The 20,036-nt window shown below is 62.3% G+C and carries 17 protein-coding genes; 12 read left to right on the top strand and 5 right to left on the bottom strand.

The genetic code is table 11. The features are described from left to right. Positions 1-149: 149 nt before the first annotated feature. Positions 150-1,190: a low specificity L-threonine aldolase gene (locus tag CAG46_RS18845; RefSeq protein ID WP_085618423.1), complete on the bottom strand. Its 1,041-nt coding sequence runs from the start codon at positions 1,188-1,190 to the stop codon at positions 150-152. Between the two features lie 338 nt (positions 1,191-1,528). On the opposite strand from CAG46_RS18845, the gene CAG46_RS18840 reads away from it, so the two are divergent. From CAG46_RS18840 to purU, 6 genes are all read left to right on the top strand, one after another. Then, on the top strand, positions 1,529-2,782 hold the full coding sequence (locus CAG46_RS18840) for a serine hydroxymethyltransferase (RefSeq protein ID WP_025337394.1): 1,254 nt from the start codon (positions 1,529-1,531) through the stop codon (positions 2,780-2,782). Between the two features lie 15 nt (positions 2,783-2,797). After that, a complete protein-coding gene (locus CAG46_RS18835; protein WP_003255680.1) occupies positions 2,798-4,048 on the top strand; it encodes a sarcosine oxidase subunit beta family protein in 1,251 nt (416 codons plus the stop codon). A gap of 14 nt (positions 4,049-4,062) precedes the next feature. Then, complete coding sequence (locus tag CAG46_RS18830) at positions 4,063-4,398, top strand: sarcosine oxidase subunit delta (RefSeq protein WP_013970519.1); 336 nt, start codon at positions 4,063-4,065, stop codon at positions 4,396-4,398. Then, positions 4,395-7,412 (top strand): sarcosine oxidase subunit alpha, encoded by a 3,018-nt coding sequence (locus tag CAG46_RS18825; RefSeq protein WP_085618425.1) that lies wholly within the window; start codon positions 4,395-4,397, stop codon positions 7,410-7,412. Before CAG46_RS18830 ends, CAG46_RS18825 begins: the two co-directional genes overlap by 4 nt. Positions 7,413-7,594: 182 nt before the next feature. Further along, positions 7,595-8,227, top strand: coding sequence for a sarcosine oxidase subunit gamma (locus tag CAG46_RS18820; protein ID WP_025337396.1), 633 nt, complete (start codon positions 7,595-7,597; stop codon positions 8,225-8,227). A gap of 12 nt (positions 8,228-8,239) precedes the next feature. After that, positions 8,240-9,097: a formyltetrahydrofolate deformylase gene (purU, locus tag CAG46_RS18815; protein WP_025337397.1), complete on the top strand. Its 858-nt coding sequence runs from the start codon at positions 8,240-8,242 to the stop codon at positions 9,095-9,097. A 6-nt stretch (positions 9,098-9,103) separates the two neighbouring features. Here purU and CAG46_RS18810 read toward each other — a convergent pair whose 3' ends face one another. Then, positions 9,104-9,436: a hypothetical protein gene (locus CAG46_RS18810; RefSeq protein WP_085618427.1), complete on the bottom strand. Its 333-nt coding sequence runs from the start codon at positions 9,434-9,436 to the stop codon at positions 9,104-9,106. A gap of 271 nt (positions 9,437-9,707) precedes the next feature. On the opposite strand from CAG46_RS18810, the gene fdhA reads away from it, so the two are divergent. Next, on the top strand, positions 9,708-10,907 hold the full coding sequence (fdhA, locus tag CAG46_RS18805; RefSeq protein WP_003255673.1) for a formaldehyde dehydrogenase, glutathione-independent: 1,200 nt from the start codon (positions 9,708-9,710) through the stop codon (positions 10,905-10,907). Positions 10,908-11,031: 124 nt separating this feature from the next. On the opposite strand, the gene CAG46_RS18800 is transcribed toward fdhA, so the two are convergent. Continuing rightward, positions 11,032-11,961 carry an RHS repeat-associated core domain-containing protein gene (locus CAG46_RS18800; protein ID WP_085618429.1) on the bottom strand — a complete coding sequence of 310 codons (930 nt, stop codon included), beginning with the start codon at positions 11,959-11,961 and terminating at the stop codon, positions 11,032-11,034. A gap of 164 nt (positions 11,962-12,125) precedes the next feature. Here CAG46_RS18800 and CAG46_RS18795 point away from each other — a divergent pair, with 164 nt between their 5' ends. Beyond that, complete coding sequence (locus CAG46_RS18795) at positions 12,126-12,707, top strand: DUF2780 domain-containing protein (RefSeq protein ID WP_085618431.1); 582 nt, start codon at positions 12,126-12,128, stop codon at positions 12,705-12,707. 191 nt (positions 12,708-12,898) lie between these two features. Here the strand turns inward: CAG46_RS18795 and CAG46_RS18790 are convergent, their stop codons facing one another. Then, positions 12,899-14,248, bottom strand: a complete 1,350-nt coding sequence (locus CAG46_RS18790; RefSeq protein WP_085618433.1) for an APC family permease — start codon at positions 14,246-14,248, stop codon at positions 12,899-12,901. 245 nt (positions 14,249-14,493) lie between these two features. Continuing rightward, entirely contained in the window at positions 14,494-15,381 is an 888-nt protein-coding gene (locus CAG46_RS18785; RefSeq protein WP_025337401.1) for an acyltransferase, read from the bottom strand. Between the two features lie 182 nt (positions 15,382-15,563). Here CAG46_RS18785 and CAG46_RS18780 point away from each other — a divergent pair, with 182 nt between their 5' ends. From CAG46_RS18780 to creD, 4 genes are all read left to right on the top strand, one after another. Beyond that, positions 15,564-16,064 carry an ATP-dependent zinc protease gene (locus CAG46_RS18780; protein ID WP_003257529.1) on the top strand — a complete coding sequence of 167 codons (501 nt, stop codon included), beginning with the start codon at positions 15,564-15,566 and terminating at the stop codon, positions 16,062-16,064. Between the two features lie 233 nt (positions 16,065-16,297). After that, positions 16,298-16,978, top strand: a complete 681-nt coding sequence (gene creB, locus CAG46_RS18775) for a two-component system response regulator CreB (RefSeq protein ID WP_025337402.1) — start codon at positions 16,298-16,300, stop codon at positions 16,976-16,978. Beyond that, positions 16,978-18,414, top strand: a complete 1,437-nt coding sequence (gene creC / locus CAG46_RS18770) for a two-component system sensor histidine kinase CreC (protein WP_085618435.1) — start codon at positions 16,978-16,980, stop codon at positions 18,412-18,414. Before creB ends, creC begins: the two co-directional genes overlap by 1 nt. Before the next feature lie 190 nt (positions 18,415-18,604). Then, positions 18,605-19,933, top strand: coding sequence for a cell envelope integrity protein CreD (gene creD / locus CAG46_RS18765; RefSeq protein ID WP_085618438.1), 1,329 nt, complete (start codon positions 18,605-18,607; stop codon positions 19,931-19,933). Positions 19,934-20,036 lie beyond the last annotated feature (103 nt).

Here is a 20,036-nt window from a genome sequence, read left to right as displayed (position 1 = left end):
AAAGCGTAACTGGTAGTTTTACCAGTTGCGAAAAACAGGGTACGTAATTAAGCCGACTTTACGCAGCCGGCCCGTTTAACGGGGTAGGCCAAACTGCGCACCAGAGACCGGCCTGGTAGCGACACGCATCGCTGCGAGGCCGGTCGGTTTCATGCAGCGATAATCGCCCGGATATCCGCCGCCAGCTCGCGCACCCGCTCTTCCTCGGTATCCCACGAGCACATGAACCGCGCCCCGCCGCTACCAATGAAGGTATAGAACCGCCATCCCCTGCCGCGCAGTGCCTCGATCGCGTGTTCCGGCATCTGCAGGAACACCCCGTTGGCTTCAACCGGGAACATCAGCTCCACCCCCGGCAAGTCACTCACCAGCGAGGCGAGCAACTGTGCGCAGTGGTTGGCATGCGCGCCATGGCGCAGCCAGGCGCCATCTTCCAGCAGGCCCACCCAAGGCGCCGACAGGAAGCGCATCTTCGATGCCAGTTGCCCGGCCTGCTTGCAGCGGTAGTCGAAGTCCTCGGCCAGTTGGCGGTTGAAGAACAGGATCGCCTCGCCCACCGCCATGCCGTTCTTGGTGCCGCCAAAGCACAGCACATCGACGCCGGCCTTCCAGGTCAGCTCTGCCGGGCTGCAGCCCAGGAACGAACAGGCATTGCTGAAGCGGGCGCCGTCCATGTGCAGGTTCAGCCCCAGCTCCTTGCAGGTGGCGCTGATCGCTTTCAGCTCGTCGGGGCGATAGACGGTGCCCACCTCGGTGGCCTGGGTAATGGTCACCACCCGTGGCTTGGGGTAGTGGATGTCCTGGCGCTTCAGCGCCACTTCGCGGATCGACTGTGGTGTCAGCTTGCCGTTGACGCTGGGCGCGGTCAGCAGTTTGGAGCCGTTGGAGAAGAACTCCGGCGCACCGCACTCGTCGGTTTCGACGTGGGCGGTCTCGGAACAGATAACGCTGTGGTAGCTCTGGCACAGCGAGGCCAGGGCCAGGGAGTTGGCGGCGGTGCCGTTGAAGGCGAAGAACACCTCGCAGTCGGTTTCGAACAGCTTGCGGAAGTATTCCGCGGCGCGTTCGGTCCACTGGTCGTCGCCGTAGGCGCGGTCGTGGCCATGGTTGGCCTTTTCCATCGCTGCCCAGGCTTCGGGGCAGATGCCGGAATAGTTGTCGCTGGCGAATTGTTGGCTCTTATCTGTCATGACACTGTCCTGTGAACGACGCAGAACAGCACTCTAAACCATCGATTCAGCAGTTGCCTATACAAGCGGTGCAGCGTTTGATTTCGGCATTGCCTGTACTGGCCTCTTCGCGGCTAAAGCCGCTCCCACAGGGAGATTGCAAGCATTGAGGCACCGCCGTACCTGTGGGAGCGGGTTCACCCGCGAAAGGGCCGGCACGGTCAACACAAAAGCGAATGTCGTAAACGCGCCATTGCAAGGCGTGCGCAGGCATCTGACCCGCCCCGGCCAGTCATAACATCGCCACAAAGGGCCACAGTGCCCCACGACAAAAAATGATCGCTGCCGGGAGATACACGATGTTCAGCAAGCAAGACCAGATCCAGGGTTACGACGATGCACTGCTGGCGGCGATGAATGCCGAAGAACAGCGCCAGGAAGACCACATCGAGCTGATCGCCTCGGAAAACTACACCTCCAAGCGCGTGATGCAGGCCCAAGGCAGCGGCCTGACCAACAAGTACGCCGAAGGCTACCCGGGCAAGCGCTACTACGGTGGCTGCGAGCACGTGGACAAGGTAGAAGCCCTGGCCATCGAGCGCGCCAAGCAGCTGTTCGGTGCCGACTACGCCAACGTCCAGCCGCACTCCGGCTCCTCGGCCAACGGTGCCGTCTACCTGGCCCTGCTGCAGGCTGGTGACACCATCCTCGGCATGAGCCTGGCTCACGGCGGCCACCTGACCCACGGCGCCAAGGTGTCGTCCTCGGGCAAGCTGTACAACGCTGTGCAATACGGCATCGACACCAACACCGGCCTGATCGACTACGACGAAGTCGAGCGCCTGGCGGTCGAGCACAAGCCGAAAATGATCGTTGCCGGCTTCTCGGCCTACTCCAAGACCCTCGACTTCCCACGCTTCCGCGCCATCGCCGACAAGGTCGGTGCGCTGCTGTTCGTCGACATGGCCCACGTAGCCGGCCTGGTTGCCGCTGGCCTGTACCCGAACCCGATCCCGTTCGCCGATGTGGTTACCACCACCACTCACAAGACCCTGCGCGGCCCGCGTGGCGGCCTGATCCTGGCCAAGTCGAACGAAGAGATCGAGAAGAAACTGAACGCCGCGGTGTTCCCTGGCGCCCAGGGCGGCCCGCTGATGCACGTTATCGCCGCCAAGGCCGTGTGCTTCAAGGAAGCACTGGAGCCTGAATTCAAGGCCTACCAGCAACAAGTGATCGAAAACGCCCAGGCCATGGCCCAGGTGTTCATCGACCGCGGCTACGACGTGGTTTCCGGTGGCACCGACAACCACCTGTTCCTGGTAAGCCTGATCCGCCAGGGCCTCACCGGCAAAGATGCCGACGCCGCCCTGGGCCGCGCTCACATCACCGTCAACAAGAACGCCGTGCCGAATGACCCGCAGTCGCCATTCGTCACCTCGGGCCTGCGTATCGGCACCCCGGCCGTCACCACCCGCGGCTTCAAGGTCGCTCAGTGCGTGGCCCTGGCCGGCTGGATCTGCGACATCCTCGACAACCTCGGTGACGCAGACGTCGAAGCCGATGTGGCGAAGAACGTCGCGGCCCTGTGCGCAGATTTCCCTGTTTACCGCTGAGTGGAGTCACACACCATGCAACGTTACTCGGGCTTCGGCCTTTTCAAGCACTCCCTCAGCCACCACGAGAACTGGCAGCGCATGTGGCGCACGCCAACCCCTAAAAAGGTCTACGACGTGGTTATCGTCGGCGGTGGCGGCCATGGCCTGGCCACGGCCTACTACCTGGCCAAGGAACACGGCATCACCAACGTTGCCGTGATCGAGAAGGGTTACCTGGGCGGCGGCAACACCGCCCGTAACACCACCATCGTGCGTTCCAACTACCTGTGGGACGAATCGGCGCACCTGTACGAGCACGCCATGAAGCTGTGGGAGGGCCTGTCCCAGGACCTCAACTACAACGTGATGTTCTCCCAGCGCGGCGTGTACAACCTGTGCCACACCCTGCAGGACATGCGTGACTCCGAGCGTCGGGTCAGCGCCAACCGCCTGAATGGCGTGGATGGCGAGCTGCTCAACACCGCCCAGGTCGCGGCCGAGATCCCGTACCTGGACTGCTCGAAGAACACCCGCTACCCGATCCTCGGTGCCACCGTGCAGCGCCGTGGCGGCGTGGCCCGTCACGACGCCGTGGCCTGGGGCTTCGCCCGTGCCGCCGACGCCCTGGGCGTGGACCTGATCCAGCAGACCGAAGTGATCGGCTTCCGCAAGGAAAACGGCGCGGTCATCGGTGTGGAAACCAACAAAGGCTTCATCGGCGCCAAGCGCGTCGGCGTGGTCACCGCCGGTAACTCCGGGCACATGGCCAAGCTGGCCGGCTTCCGCCTGCCGCTGGAATCGCACCCGCTGCAAGCACTGGTATCCGAGCCGATCAAGCCGATCATCGACAGCGTGATCATGTCCAACGCCGTGCACGGCTACATCAGCCAGTCCGACAAGGGCGACCTGGTGATCGGTGCCGGTATCGACGGCTGGGTCGGCTACGGCCAGCGCGGTTCGTACCCGGTGATCGAGCACACCCTGCAGGCCATCGTCGAGATGTTCCCCAACCTCTCGCGCGTGCGCATGAACCGCCAGTGGGGCGGCATCGTCGATACCTCGCCGGACGCTTGCCCGATCATCACCAAGACCCCGGTCAAGAACATGTTCTTCAACTGCGGTTGGGGTACTGGCGGCTTCAAGGCGACCCCGGGTTCGGGCAACGTCTTCGCCGCGAGCCTGGCCAAGGGCGAAATGCACCCACTGGCCGCGCCGTTCTCCATGGACCGTTTCTACAACGGCGCACTGATCGACGAACACGGCGCCGCCGCCGTCGCCCACTAACCGGAGACACCGTCATGTTGCATATTTTCTGTCCCCACTGCGGCGAGCTGCGCTCCGAAGAAGAGTTCCACGCCTCTGGCCAGGCGCACATCGCTCGCCCGCTGGACCCCAACGCCTGCTCCGACGAGGAGTGGGGTACCTACATGTTCTACCGTGACAACCCACGCGGTATTCACCACGAACTGTGGGACCACGTTGCCGGCTGCCGCCAGTATTTCAACGTCACCCGCGACACCGTGACCTACGAGATTCTGGAAACCTACAAGATTGGCGAGAAGCCGCAAGTGACCGCCAGCGGCAAGCAGAACAGCGCCGCGTCGACCGTCAAAGGCCAAGGGGAAAAAGTATGAGCCAGACCTATCGCCTCGCCAGCGGCGGCCGTATCGACCGCAGCAAGGTCCTGAACTTCAGCTTCAACGGCAAGACCTACCAGGGTTATGCCGGTGACAGCCTGGCCGCCGCATTGCTGGCCAACGGCGTCGACATCGTCGGCCGCAGCTTCAAGTATTCGCGCCCACGCGGCATCATCGCCGCTGGTACCGAAGAGCCGAACGCCATCCTGCAGATCGGCTCCAGCGAAGCCACCCAGATCCCCAACGTGCGTGCCACCCAGCAGGCGCTGTACGCAGGTCTTGTAGCTACCAGCACCAACGGCTGGCCGAACGTCAACAACGACGTCATGGGCATCCTGGGCAAGGTGGGCGGCAGCATGATGCCGCCGGGCTTCTACTACAAAACCTTCATGTACCCGAAATCGTTCTGGATGACTTACGAGAAGTACATCCGCAAAGCCGCGGGCCTTGGCCGCGCGCCGCTGCAGAACGACCCGGACAGCTACGACTACATGAACCAGCACTGCGACGTGCTGATCGTCGGCGCTGGCCCTGCCGGCCTGGCCGCTGCACTGGCCGCAGCCCGCAGCGGTGCCCGCGTGATCCTGGCTGACGAGCAGGAAGAGTTCGGCGGCAGCCTGCTCGACACCCGCGAAACCCTCGACGGCAAGCCTGCTGCCGATTGGGTCAGCGCCGTGGTGAAGGAGCTGGAAAGCCTGCCGGAAGTGACCTTGCTGCCACGTGCCACGGTCAACGGCTACCACGACCATAACTTCCTGACCATCCACGAGCGCCTCACCGACCACCTCGGCGACCGCGCCCCGATCGGCCAGGTACGCCACCGCGTACACCGCGTCCGCGCCAAGCGCGTGGTGCTGGCTGCCGGCGCCCACGAGCGCCCGCTGGTGTACGGCAACAACGACCTGCCGGGCAACATGCTGGCCGGTGCCGTGTCCACCTACGTACGCCGCTACGGCGTGGCCCCGGGCCGCAAGCTGGTGCTGTCGACCAACAACGACCACGCCTACCGCGCCGCGCTGGACTGGCACGACGCCGGCCTGCAAGTGGTCGCCATTGCCGACGCCCGCCACAACCCGCGTGGCTCGCTGGTTGAAGAAGCACGTGCCAAAGGCATTCGCATCCTCACCTCCAGCGCCGTGATCGAGGCCAAGGGCAGCAAGCACGTCACCGGCGCCCGCGTGGCCGCCATCGATGTGCAGGCACACAAGGTCACCAGCCCTGGCGAAACCCTCGAGTGCGACCTGATCGCCACCTCCGGCGGCTACAGCCCGATCGTGCACCTGGCTTCGCACCTGGGCGGTCGCCCGGTATGGCGTGAAGACATCCTCGGCTTCGTGCCGGGCGATGCCCCGCAAAAACGCGAATGCGTGGGTGGCATCAACGGCGTCTACGCCCTGGGCGACGTGATTGCCGATGGCTTCGAAGGCGGCGTTCGCGCAGCCACCGAAGCGGGCTTCAAGGCCACCGTCGGCAGCCTGCCGAAAACCGTTGCGCGCAAGGAAGAGGCCACCGTGGCGCTGTTCCAGGTGCCGCACGACAAGGGCACTGCCCGCGCACCCAAGCAGTTCGTCGACCAGCAGAACGACGTCACCGCGGCCGCCATCGAACTGGCCACCCGCGAAGGCTTCGAGTCGGTCGAGCACGTGAAACGCTACACCGCGCTGGGCTTCGGTACCGACCAGGGCAAACTGGGCAACATCAACGGCCTGGCCATCGCCGCCCGTTCGATCGGCATTACCATCCCGGAAATGGGCACCACCATGTTCCGCCCCAACTACACGCCGGTTACCTTCGGTGCAGTAGCGGGCCGTCACTGTGGTCACCTGTTCGAGCCCGTACGCTTCACCGCCCTGCATGCCTGGCACGTGAAGAACGGCGCCGAGTTCGAAGACGTCGGCCAGTGGAAGCGCCCGTGGTACTTCCCGAAAGCCGGTGAAGACATCCACGCCGCTGTGACCCGTGAATGCAAGGCCGTACGCGACAGCGTGGGCCTGCTGGACGCCTCTACCCTGGGCAAGATCGACATCCAGGGCCCGGATGCGCGTGAGTTCCTCAACCGCATCTACACCAACGCCTGGACCAAGCTCGACGTGGGCAAGGCCCGCTATGGCCTGATGTGCAAGGAAGACGGCATGGTGTTCGACGACGGCGTGACCGCCTGCGTCGGCGACAACCACTTCATCATGACCACCACCACTGGCGGCGCCGCCCGCGTGCTGCAGTGGATGGAGCTGTACCACCAGACCGAATGGCCGGAACTGAAGGTGTACTTCACCTCGGTCACCGACCACTGGGCCACCATGACCCTGTCCGGCCCCAACAGCCGCAAGCTGCTGAGCGAGCTGACCGACATCGACATGGACAAGGAAGCCTTCCCGTTCATGACCTGGAAGGAAGGCAACGTCGGCGGCGTACCGGCCCGGGTGTTCCGTATCTCGTTCACCGGCGAGCTGTCGTACGAAGTCAACGTGCAGGCCAACTACGCCATGGGCGTGCTGGAACAGATCATCGAGGCAGGCAAGAAGTACAACCTGACCCCGTACGGTACCGAGACCATGCACGTACTGCGTGCCGAGAAGGGCTTCATCATCGTTGGTCAGGACACCGATGGCTCGATGAACCCGGACGACCTGAACATGAGCTGGTGCGTGGGCCGTAACAAGCCGTTCTCGTGGATCGGCCTGCGTGGCATGAACCGCGAAGACTGCCTGCGCGACAACCGCAAGCAACTGGTAGGCCTGAAGCCGGTCGACCCGAACCAGTGGCTGCCGGAAGGCGCCCAACTGGTGTTCGACCCGAAACAGCCGATCCCGATGGATATGGTTGGCCACGTCACCTCCAGCTACGCGTCCAACTCCCTGGGCTACTCGTTCGCCATGGGTGTGGTCAAAGGCGGCCTCAAGCGCATGGGCGAGCGCGTCTACTCGCCGCAGGCGGATGGCAGCGTGATCGAGGCGGAGATCGTGTCTTCGGTGTTCTTCGATCCGAAGGGTGAGCGGCAGAACGTTTGAGGCTTCACCGGTAGCTCTGATTGGAATGCGGCCTCTGTGGGAGCGGGTTCACCCGCGAATGCGATGGTGGATTCACCGCCCTCTTCGCGGGTAAACCCGCTCCCACACTGGGTCTCCTCAGTCTGTGACTACAGGTTCTACCTCAGGTCTTCGCGATCAACAGAATTCAAGGCAGGTAAGAAATGAGCGCTATCAACGTCTTCCAGCAAAACCCCGGCGCCGAGGCCAAGGCCCAGTCGCCACTGCACCACGCCGACCTGGCCAGCCTGGTTGGCAAAGGCCGCAAGAACGCAGGCGTGACCCTGCGTGAACGCAAGTTCCTCGGCCACCTGACCATCCGTGGCGACGGCCACAACCCGGAATTCGCCGCCGGCGTGCACAAGGCCCTGGGCCTGGAGCTGCCAGTGGCCCTGACCGTGGTCGCCAACAACGAAATGTCGCTGCAATGGGTCGGCCCCGACGAGTGGCTGCTGATCGTGCCTGGCGGCCAGGAACTGGCGGTCGAGCAGAAACTGCGCGCAGCCCTCGAAGGCCAGCACATCCAGGTGGTCAACGTCAGCGGCGGGCAGAGCCTGCTGGAACTGCGCGGCCCGAATGTGCGCGAAGTGCTGATGAAGTCCACCAGCTATGATGTTCACCCGAACAACTTCCCGGTGGGCAAGGCAGTCGGCACCGTGTTCGCCAAGTCGCAACTGGTGATCCGCCGCACCGCCGAAGACACCTGGGAACTGGTGATTCGCCGCAGCTTCGCCGACTACTGGTGGCTGTGGCTGCAGGACGCTTCGGCCGAGTACGGCCTGAGCATCGAGGCTTAAGGAGAACAGAACATGAGTCGGGCACCGGATACCTGGATTCTCACCGCCGACTGCCCGAGCATGCTCGGCACCGTCGACGTGGTGACGCGTTATCTCTTCGAGCAGCGCTGCTACGTGACGGAGCACCACTCCTTCGATGACCGGCAGTCGGGGCGTTTCTTCATTCGCGTGGAGTTCCGCCAGCCGGACGATTTCGACGAAGCCGGCTTCCGCGCCGGCCTTGCCGAGCGCAGCGAGGCGTTCGGCATGGCGTTCGAGCTGACCGCACCGAATCACCGCCCCAAAGTGGTGATCATGGTGTCCAAGGCCGACCACTGCCTTAACGACCTGCTGTATCGCCAGCGTATCGGTCAGCTGGCCATGGACGTGGTCGCGGTGGTGTCCAACCACCCCGATCTCGAGCCTCTGGCGCACTGGCACAAGATTCCTTACTACCACTTCGCCCTCGACCCCAAGGACAAGCCTGGGCAAGAGCGCAAGGTACTTCAGGTGATCGAGGAAACCGGCGCCGAGCTGGTGATTCTTGCGCGCTACATGCAGGTACTGTCGCCAGAGCTGTGCCGGCGACTGGATGGTTGGGCGATCAACATTCACCACTCGTTGCTGCCCGGGTTCAAGGGTGCCAAGCCTTATCACCAGGCTTACAACAAGGGCGTGAAGATGGTTGGCGCTACGGCGCACTACATCAACAACGACCTGGACGAAGGCCCGATCATCGCCCAGGGCGTGGAGGTGGTCGACCACAGTCATTACCCCGAAGACCTGATTGCCAAAGGGCGCGACATCGAGTGCCTGACCTTGGCGCGAGCGGTGGGGTATCACATCGAGCGACGAGTGTTCCTCAATGCGAACAGGACTGTGGTGCTCTGACCGCGTCTAGCTTTTATCGTGGGCATGGGCTTTCAGGGTTTGGCGGATGGCTGTAACGAACTTCTGGTGCATGTCCGCACTTAGCTTGTTACCTGGGATTGGATCGCCGGCGCTGTCCACCCAGCCTGATTTGAACTCGTAAAGTTCCATGCCTTCGGCTTCTTCGTCGAAGTCGTAGCCTGGACCATAAGCCGCGTAATAGAAGATCTTGTCGGCGTCCAGAAAGTACCGCTGTTTACCGAACAATGCTGCTTCGATGTCTGGTTCGAAGCCCTGCTGCCTGGCAGCCTCGACCCAGTATGGCCAGAAGGCGTCCTCGGGGCGTTCAGTATCCGTCATGGTGGTTCTCCAGTTTGATAGACGATGGGTTACTGCATCCCTATCGAAACACTCGTTCGCCGACGTATTGCGGTAGATATTCATCGTCCTGCGCATGCGCGCGACCACCACCCGGCCGGTTGCCGTTCAGAGGCATTTGCCTGTCGTTTCCAGTCAGCGCATCCGGCCCCATCAGGCCCACAATTCCCTGCATTCCAGTAACACATGCCGCCCACGGATGGCGGCGCGTTCAACCACCGCTGCATAAATAAAAATCAAGCGAGGTAAGAGCATGTCTGGCAATCGTGGAGTGGTATATCTCGGCGCCGGCAAGGTCGAGGTGCAGAAGATCGACTACCCGAAAATGCAGGACCCACGCGGCAAGAAGATCGAGCACGGCGTGATCCTGAAGGTGGTCTCCACCAACATCTGCGGCTCCGACCAGCACATGGTCCGCGGCCGCACCACTGCCCAGGTCGGCCTGGTCCTGGGCCACGAAATCACTGGTGAAATCGTCGAGAAGGGTCGTGACGTCGAGCGCATGCAGATTGGCGACCTGGTCTCGGTGCCATTCAACGTCGCCTGTGGCCGCTGCCGCTCCTGCAAGGAAATGCACACCGGTGTCTGCCTCACCGTCAACCCTGCCCGCGCTGGCGGTGCCTACGGTTACGTCGACATGGGCGACTGGACCGGCGGCCAGGCCGAGTACGTGCTGGTGCCGTACGCCGACTTCAACCTGCTGAAACTGCCCGAGCGCGACAAGGCCATGGAAAAGATCCGTGACCTGACCTGCCTGTCCGACATCCTGCCGACCGGCTACCACGGTGCCGTGACTGCCGGTGTTGGCCCAGGCAGCACCGTCTACGTTGCTGGCGCCGGCCCGGTCGGTCTGGCTGCCGCTGCCTCGGCACGCCTGCTGGGCGCTGCCTGCGTCATCGTCGGCGACCTCAACCCAGCCCGCCTGGCCCACGCCAAGTCTCAAGGCTTCGAAGTGGTCGACCTGTCCAAGGACACCCCGCTGCACGAGCAGATCGTCGACATCCTCGGCGAGCCGGAAGTGGACTGCGCCGTCGACGCCGTCGGCTTCGAAGCCCGCGGCCATGGTCATGAAGGTGCCAAGCATGAAGCGCCGGCCACCGTGCTGAACTCGCTGATGCAGGTTACCCGCGTTGCCGGCAACATCGGTATCCCGGGCCTGTATGTGACCGAAGACCCGGGTGCGGTGGATGCTGCCGCCAAGATCGGCGCGCTGAGCATCCGCTTTGGCTTGGGCTGGGCGAAGTCGCACAGCTTCCACACCGGCCAGACCCCGACCATGAAGTACAACCGCCAGCTGATGCAGGCGATCATGTGGGACCGAATCAACATCGCTGAAGTGGTTGGCGTGCAGGTGATCAATCTGGATCAGGCGCCGGAAGGTTACGGCGAGTTTGATGCGGGTGTGCCGAAGAAATTCGTCATCGACCCGCACAAGATGTGGGGCGCGGCGTAATAGCGCGAATAAGATAAGCCCCTCATATTGAGGGGCTTTCGTTATGCGTCGTCAATTGAGCCTGAGCGCTAGCGAGCTAAGAGGTCAGTGAGACTAGGTGGAACGGCATAATTTATTATGAAGGTCAGCTATTTCTTATCCGATACTGCTTGTCCCGATAGTTCTTGTCATCGTAAGGATCATCTTTGGACGTTTGGGCGTCAAAAAAAAGTCTCCTTGGTTTTTCCTCAGGGATATATTTCGTTCTCAACGTGCTCGCCATGAGTGCCTTGGCTTCGTCTATTGCTGTGGATGTATATTTTTCGTCCTGCGAGGCATACTTGTTTATACCTTCCAGCTTTCTTGTTGCTCTTGATAAGGTACTGTCGAGATTGGCTCGCCATAGTCTCAGTTCCCTATTTTTTTCTAGATTGAGGGGGCTGTTTTTATTATAGGTTCTACTAAATTTGTTTAGTTGCTGCGTTTTTTTCTTAAGTTCTGGTTCTAGATCATTCAGGGCCTGCCGCCGCTGTGCCATCTTTGTTTTGTCGCTTCTTAACCAGGTGCGTGGTTTGAATAATCCCCAATGACCCGAGGGATCGGTTTTGTTGATTGGGTCACCTTGGCAGTAGCTGTAAGCATTTAGCTCACCTCTATAAAAGGGGCTGAATATGTCGGGGCTGTCGAAGCGCCTCCTGTTTTTGTTGTATGTCCGCACTCCATTGCCCAATGCATACCCTTGCGTGAGAAAATCAAACCGCTGCCCATTGAATGCGAGTAAAGCTGCCGAATTACCTTCAAAACTACCATAAGGTGAATATGTCACCGAGTCAGAAGCTATGCCCAGTATGGAGTTGGCTTGGTCAACTTGTAGGAACTCGGATGCTTTCGTTGGTTCAAGCTGCGTCAGCGCGATGTCTTGTGACCATAGTATGTGGCGAGTGCCTTTTTCAGAAATCTCAGTTGCCAAGTTACCGTTCTGATAAAAGCGCCTGATACTCTTCTCTGCCAACGCTGCAAGAGTTCCAGTCAATGAGGCTGTGCTCGATGCTTTTTCGTCCGTATTGGTTGTCATGTCTTCGCGTCTCACGAAACGATTAGAGATTCTCACTCTGCGCGCCAACGCATGCGGTCACAACTGGCAGATTTGTCAGGTCGTAAGGAGCCCGGAACAATCTTCCAAAAAACCAGTCAAACCCCTCGTTTCCCAGGCTATCCCGGCCGACGAGGTCCCTCCCGATGAAAGCATTCACCCTGGCAACCCTGATGACCCTGGCCGCAAGCCCTGTGTTCGCCTTCAACCTCAGCGACGCCGCCAACGCCGTGTCGGCCATGCAGAACCAGAATCAGAGCCAGCAAGGCCAGGTGCAGGCACCCGAGGCGCAGGCAAACCTGCTCAATACCTTGGGCAGCCAATTGAATATCACCCCAGAGCAAGCCGTGGGCGGGGCAGGGGCCATGCTGGGGCTGGCGCGCAACAACCTGAGCAGCGACGACTACGGCCAATTGACCAAGGCCGTGCCGGGGCTTGACCTGCTTGCCGGGGCCAATGTACTGGGTGGCTTGAGTGGCCTGGGTGAGTTGCTGGGCAAGAACAGCGAGAGCCAGTCGGCCTTGAGCAATGCGCTGGGCAACAATGTGGAAAACCGCAGCGACCTGGACAATGCGTTCAAGGCGCTGGGGATGGATACCGGGATGATCGGGCAGTTTGCGCCGTTGCTGCTGCAGTACCTGGGGCAGCAGGGGATTGCCGGGTCGCTGTTGCAGAATCTGGGGAGTTTGTGGACCACTCCTGCTCCGTTGACCGCGCCTTCGGTCTGAGGATTTCGCCAGCATCACAGCCTTGAAGGCTGACGCTGTACCTGTTGTGGGAGCGGCCTTGCGTCGCGAAAGGGGCGCGAAGCGGCCCCTGGGTTTCGGCATAACTGCAGAGATTGCTGGGGCCGCTTTGCGGCCCTTTCGCGACGCAAGGCCGCTCCCACAAAAAAGCAGATTTGCGTCGGGTCAGCAGATCAAGTCGCTTCTGTGAAATCCACCAGCCGCACCGGGCGGCGGAAGCCGGCGGTCAGTACTGCCAGGTACGCAAGACCCAGCGCAAACCAGCACAGGCCAATCACCAAGGTAAGCGCCGACAGGCTGGTCCACAGCCACAGTGTCAGCCCCAACCCCACCAGCGGCACCAGGCCATAGCTCAGCAGCCCTTTGAGGCTGCGCTGCGAGGCATCGTCCACCAGGTGGGTCTTCACCACCGCCAGGTTCACCGCCGAAAACGCCACCAGCGCACCAAAGCTGATCAGCGATGCAAGGGTCGCCAGGTCGATCACCAACGCCAGCAACGAGAACGCCGAAACCAGCAGAATGGCGAATACCGGCGTGCCAAAGCGCGGTGACAGGTAGCCGAACGTTCGCTGCGGCAGCACCTTGTCACGGCCCATGGTGAACAGAATGCGCGACACCGCCGCCTGCGAGGCCAGCGCCGAGCCCAGGCTGCCGGCCACATAGGCCGCAGTGAAGAAGTTGGCCAGGAACTGCCCGCCCGCCTTGAACATCACCTCATTGGCCGCCGCATCGGCATTGGCAAAAGTGGTGCCCGGCAGTACCAGTTGGCTGACATAGGCCAGCACGGTGAACAGCACGCCGGCGAACAGGGTGGTGAGGATGATTGCCCGTGGCACATCGCGGCGGGCATCGCGGCATTCTTCGGCCAAGGTCGAGACAGCGTCAAAGCCGAGGAACGACAGGCACAGCACCGCCGCACCAGCCATCAGCGCGCCGAAGCCCGGCTGCGAACCGTCGCCCAGCAGTGGCGAAAGCAGGTCGAGCGGCTGGCCGGCCAGGGACTGGCAGGACAGGGCGACGAACACCACTATGAAGACGATCTGTGCACCGACGATCAGGTTGCTGGTCTTGGCCACAGAGTGAATGCCGACCACGTTGAGCAGCGTGACCAGGGCAATCGAGGCCAGCGCGATAGACCACGCGGGGATGGCCGGGAAGGCGATGTTCAGGAACAGGCCGATCAGCAGGTAGTTGATCATCGGCAGGAACAGGTAGTCGAGCAGCAGCGACCAGCCGGCCAGGAAACCCACGTTCGGGCCGAAGGCCATGTTGGTGTAGGAGTAAGCCGAGCCCGCGACCGGGAAACGTTTGACCATGAAGCTGTAGGAGGTGGCGGTGAACAGCATGGCCACCAGGGTGACGATATAGGCGCCGGCCGTGCGGCCACCAGTAAGTTCGGTGACGATGCCGTAAGTGGTGAAGATGGTCAGCGGGACCATGTACACCAGGCCGAAGAACACCAGGGCGGGCAGGCCGAGGACACGGCGGAGCTGGACGGGGGTGGAGCTGGGTGGGTTGGCCATCGTTCGATCCAGAGCATTTTTGTAGTTGTGCTTTGGTCGATTTTTATCCACTTAGGTGGGGTGTGACAAAGAAGTAATCCTAATGCTGATTATTAGCCAGGTTTTTAATCGGATTCTTGTGATGCCTGTACCGGCCTCTTCGCGGGTAAACCCGCTCCCACAGGGGGCTCACAGGTCTTGAGTTCTGCGCATTACCTGTGGGAGCGGGTTTACCCGCGAAGAGGCCTGGTCAGGCAATGGAAATCTCAGCCCATCTCCACCCGCAGCTGCTCGATCCGCAAGTCCTTCTCCACCCACAACTGGTTCACCCAGGCCTGCACGGTCTGCCTGAACTCAGCATCATTCTCGTAATCTCCCGCCCACAGCATCGGGTCCAGTTCACGCACACGAATGTCGATAATCACCCGGCTGATGCTGCCATTGAGCAAATCCCAGAAACCCGGCGCCTTGTTGCCGGGGTAGACGATGGTCACGTCCAGCAAGGCATCCAGTTGCTCGCCCAATGCCGCCAGCACGAACGCCACGCCACCAGCCTTGGGCTTGAGCAGGTAGCGATACGGCGATTGCTGCTGCTGACGCTTGGCTTCGGTGAAGCGTGTGCCTTCCAGGTAGTTCACCACGGTCACCGGCTGGCGCTTGAACAGTTCACAGGCAGCCTTGGTGATTTCCAGGTCCTTGCCTTTCAGCTCGGGGTGCTTCTCTAGGAAGGCCTTGCTGTAGCGCTTCATGAACGGGTAATCCAGCCCCCACCAGGCCAGGCCCAGCAGTGGTACCCAGATCAGCTCCTTCTTCAGGAAGAACTTGAAGAACGGTGTACGGCGGTTGAGGCTCTCGATCAGCGCCGGAATATCGACCCAGGTCTGGTGGTTGCTGACGGCCAGGTACGAAGTGTCCTTGCGCAGGTTCTCGACGCCGCGGATATCCCACTGGGTAGGAATGCACAGGGCAAAGATGGCCTTGTCGATCTCCGACCAGGTCTCGGCCACCCACATCACCGCCCATGAGGCATAGTCACGCCCACGCCCCGGCAGCACCAGTTTGAGCAGGGCGAAGACCAGCAGCGGGCAGATCAACACCAGCGTGTTGAGCAGCAGCAGGGTGGTAGTGAGGATGCCGGTCAGCAGGCGACGCATAAAGAGACTCTTGTTGTGGGAGATAAACGGTTGGCAATGATAAGCAGGGCAGTGGCCTACGCCAAATTTCCAGTGCCCTGCGGCGAGGACAAATGTTTCACATTATGTTGGTTAGGCTTGTGACAGCGAACCTATCCTGCCAGTGCAGTCTAAGCACTGACCCTCCTCAAGGAAGCTTGCCTGTGAAACCTCTGCTTGCCCTGCTGTCGTTGTTGGCTCTGCCGGTCATGGCCGCCGAGCCCACAATCTATGGCCGTTACGAGAACATAGCCCTGCCCGAACTGGGCGAAACCCTGAAAGCCAAGATGGATACCGGTGCCTTCACCGCGTCGCTGTCGGCCAAGGACATCGAGCTGTTCACCCGTGATGGCGACGAGTGGGTGCGCTTCCGCCTGGCTACCAAGGACTCGGACGGCAAGGTGTACGAGCACAAGGTCTCGCGCATCAGCAAGATCAAGGGCCGTGCCGATGAAGAGGAGGAAGGCGATGCGCCGGAAATCTCCAAGCGCCCGGTGGTCGACCTGGAGCTGTGCCTGGGGGACGTGAAGCGCACCGTCGAGGTCAACCTGGTGGACCGCAGCAGCTTCAACTACCCGTTGCTGGTGGGCTCCAAGGCTTTGCGCGAGTTCAAGGCGGCGGTCAACCCGGCCAAGAAGTTCACCGCTGGCAAGCCTGACTGCTGATCGCAAGCCTCGGCCTCTTTGCGGGCACGCCCGCTCCCACAGCGATGGCGCGTTTCCTTGTGGGCTGCGCGGTACCTGTGGGAGCTGGCTTGCCTGCGATGGGCCGCATAGCGGCCCCACGATCTCAGCACTGATGCAGAAATCGCCGGGGCCGCTCTGCGGCCCTTTCGCGACACAAGGCCGCTCCTACACAATAGTGCGTCGCCATAGATATCTGCACAGGCCCGGACGCCATGCCCCACATCCTCATCGTCGAAGACGAAGCCGCTATCGCCGACACCCTGGTCTACGCCCTGCAGGCCGACGGCCATAGCACCGAATGGGTAACCCTGGGCAGCGCCGCCCTCGACCAGCAGCGCCAGCGCCCGGCCGACCTGGTCATCCTCGACATCGGCCTGCCCGATATCAGTGGCTTCGAAACCTGCCGCCAGCTGCGCCGCTTCAGTGAAGTACCGGTCATGTTCCTCAGCGCCCGCGACGGCGAAATCGACCGGGTGGTAGGCCTGGAAATCGGCGCAGACGACTATGTGGTCAAACCCTTCAGCCCGCGTGAAGTGGCGGCGCGGGTACGGGCGATCCTCAAGCGCATGGGCCCCAGGGTCGAGCCCGCTGTCGAGGCCACGCTGTTCCAGCTCGACACCTTGCGCATGCAGATTACCTACCGCGGCCAGCCACTCCCCCTTACCCGCCACGAATTCCGCCTGCTGCAATGCCTGCTCGAGCAACCGCACCGGGTATTCAGCCGCGAACAGCTGCTGGACGCCGTGGGCGTGGCCTCTGACGTGGGCTACGAGCGCAACATCGACAGCCATATCAAGAGCCTGCGCGCCAAGCTGCGCCAGGTGGCCAGCGATGCCGAACCGATCCAGACCCACCGTGGCCTCGGCTACAGCTACAGCCCGGACCATGCCTGATGCGCCTGGGCATCCGGATCTTCCTGGTGTACTTCCTGTTCGTCGGACTGGCGGGCTACTTTCTGCTCAACACGGTGCGCGAACAGATCCGTCCGGTGGTGCGCCAGTCCTCTGAAGAAACGCTGGTAGACACCGCCAACCTGCTGGCCGAGATCCTGCAAGATGACGTCAAGGCCGGCACCCTGAACCAGAGCCGCTTGCCCGAGGTGCTAAAGGCCTATGGCTCGCGCAGCCCGGGTGCGCAGATCTGGGGCCTGGCCAAGAATCAGGTCAGCCACCGCATCTATGTCACCGATGCCAAGGGCACCGTGCTGCTGGACTCCAGCGGCGAGGACCTGGGCAAGGACTACTCGAAGTGGAATGACGTGTACCTGACCTTGCGTGGCCAGTACGGCGCCCGCTCCACCCGCAGCGACCCCGACGATGAAAGCACCTCGGTGATGCACGTGGGTGCACCGATCATCGACGATGGCAAGATCATCGGCGTGGTCACCGTGGCCAAGCCCAACAGCTCGCTGCAACCTTACATCGACCGCTCCGAACGGCGCTTGCTGACCCTGGGCCTGGGGCTGATCGGCCTGGGCCTGCTGATCGGTGCCGCGTTGTCGTGGTGGCTGGCGCGCTCGCTGCGCCGGCTGGCCCGCTACGCCCAGGCGGTCAGCGAGGGCGAGCGCGCCGCCCTGCCGCACTACAAGGGTGGCGAACTGGCGCACCTGGCCCAGGCGGTCGAGCGCATGCGCACGCAACTGGAGGGCAAGGCCTATGTCGAGCGGTATGTGCATACCCTGACACACGAGCTGAAAAGCCCGCTGGCGGCCATTCGTGGTGCGTCCGAGCTGTTGCAGGGCGATGATATGCCGGCTGACCAGCGGGCGCGCTTTGCCGGCAACATCGAGCGCGAGAGCGAGCGTTTGCAGCAGATGATCGAACGCCTGCTCAACCTGGCCCGGGTCGAGCAGATGCAGGCGCTGGAGGATGAGCAGCAGGTGGCGCTGGCGGCGTTGGTGGACGAGTTGCTGTTGGCCCATGCGGCGCGTATCGAAGGTGCCGATTTGCAGGTGCGCCAGCGGGTGCCGGCTGGTTTGCGCTTGTTGTGTGACCCATTCCTGATGCGCCAGGCGCTGGCCAACCTGCTCGACAACGCGTTGGACTTCACCCCGGAGGGAGGCGCGCTGTTGTTCGACCTGGAGCGCGATGGCGAGCGGGTGGCGCTGAGTGTGTTCAACCAGGGGCAGGCGATACCGGCCTACGCCATTGGGCGGGTGGGCGAGCGGTTCTACTCGCTGCCGCGGCCGGGGAGTGGGCGCAAGAGCACCGGGTTGGGGCTTAATTTTGTGGCCGAGGTGATGCAGCTGCATGGCGGGGCGTTGGCGGTGGATAACGTCGATGGAGGGGTGCGGGTGAGGTTGTGGCTGCCGGTGCGGCGTATCAGCTGACATTGCCGGGGCTGCTGCGCAGCCCATCGCGACACAAGGCCGCTCCTACAAGAGCGCGCGTCCTCCTGTAGGAGCGGCCTTGTGTCGCGATGGGCCGCAAAGCGGCCCCAAAAACACACAATCTCCACACCATCTCCCCGAAGCCTCCACGCAAGGCGCAGACACTGCGCCCACTGCCACAGGAGGCCCCATGAACAAGACCCTCGGTTTCAAACTCGGCATGATCGCCGTATTGATCTTGCTGCTGCTCGTCCCGCTACTGCTGATCAGCGGCCTGATCAGTGAACGCCAGGCCCTGCGCGACAGTGTGCTGCGCGATATCGCCCAGAGCGCCAGCTTCGACCAGCAACTCAGCGGCCCGCTGCTGGTGGTGCCCTACCGCAAGTACCAGCGCCGCTGGATCGAAAAGGACGGCGAGCGCACCCAGGAAACCAGCACCATTGCCGGCCACCTGTACTTCCTGCCGGAAACCTTCGACGCCGACCTGGGCGTGGACACCGAACTGCGCGCCCGTGGCATCTACCAGGCCCGGCTGTTCCACGCCAAGGGCCGTATCAGTGGCCGCTTCAAGCTCCCGGAACGCTGGGGCATCGACAAGGACTTCGACGACTACCGCTTCGACAAGCCGTTCCTGGTGGTGGGCATCAGCGATATCCGCGGCATCGAGAACGGCCTTGAGCTGAGCATGGGCGAGCAGAAAGTGCCGTTCGAAGCCGGTACCCGGCTCGACTGGATGCGCGGCGGCGTGCACGCCAGCCTGCCGGGGCTGGACGGCTTGCAGGCGCGTGAATTCAGCTACGGTTTCGATCTCGCACTGCAAGGCACCGGCCAGTTGCACGTAGTGCCGGTGGGCCGCACCAGTGCCGTGGACCTGCGCGCCAACTGGCCGCACCCGAGCTTCGTCGGCAACTACCTGCCCAGTCGTCGCGACATCGACGTTCAGGGCTTCACTGCCCACTGGCAGACCTCGTTCTTTGCCACCAACCTCGAAGACGCCCTGCGCCAGTGCGCCACCGCCGGGCAGTGTGCGGACTTCAGCGAGCGCAGCTTCGGTGTCAGCTTCGTCGACCCGGTGGACCAGTACCTGAAGAGCGAGCGGGCAATCAAGTACGCCTTGCTGTTCATCGCCCTGACCTTCGCCGGCTTCTTCCTGTTCGAAGTGCTGAAGAACCTCAGCGTGCACCCGGTGCAGTACATCCTGGTGGGGGTGGCGCTGGCGTTCTTCTACCTGCTGTTGCTGTCGTTGTCCGAGCACATCGGCTTTGGTTTGGCGTATGGGCTGTCAGCTTCGGCGTGTGTGCTGCTGATCGGCTTCTACCTGAGCCATGTGTTGCGCAGCCTGGGGCGTGGGGTGGGCTTTGCGGTGGGGTTGGCGGCGTTGTACGCGCTGCTCTACGGGCTGCTGAGTGCCGAGGACTATGCGCTGTTGATGGGCTCGTTGCTGTGCTTCGGCCTGCTGGGGGTATTCATGGTGCTGACCCGGCGGCTGGATTGGGCCCGGGTGGGGAGGGCGGCATGAGGGAGGACAGAGAGATCGGGCGGTGGTTGGCCCTCAGGATCGGGCAGCTGTTTCCTGTGATACCGAGGTGAGGCCTTCGCGGGCACGCCCGCTCCCACAGGTA

It is taken from the genome of Pseudomonas sp. B23(2017) (assembly GCF_002113725.1).
GTDB classification, from domain to species: Bacteria; Pseudomonadota; Gammaproteobacteria; order Pseudomonadales; family Pseudomonadaceae; genus Aquipseudomonas; species Aquipseudomonas putida_Z.
This window is presented reverse-complemented; position numbering and strand designations above follow the sequence as displayed.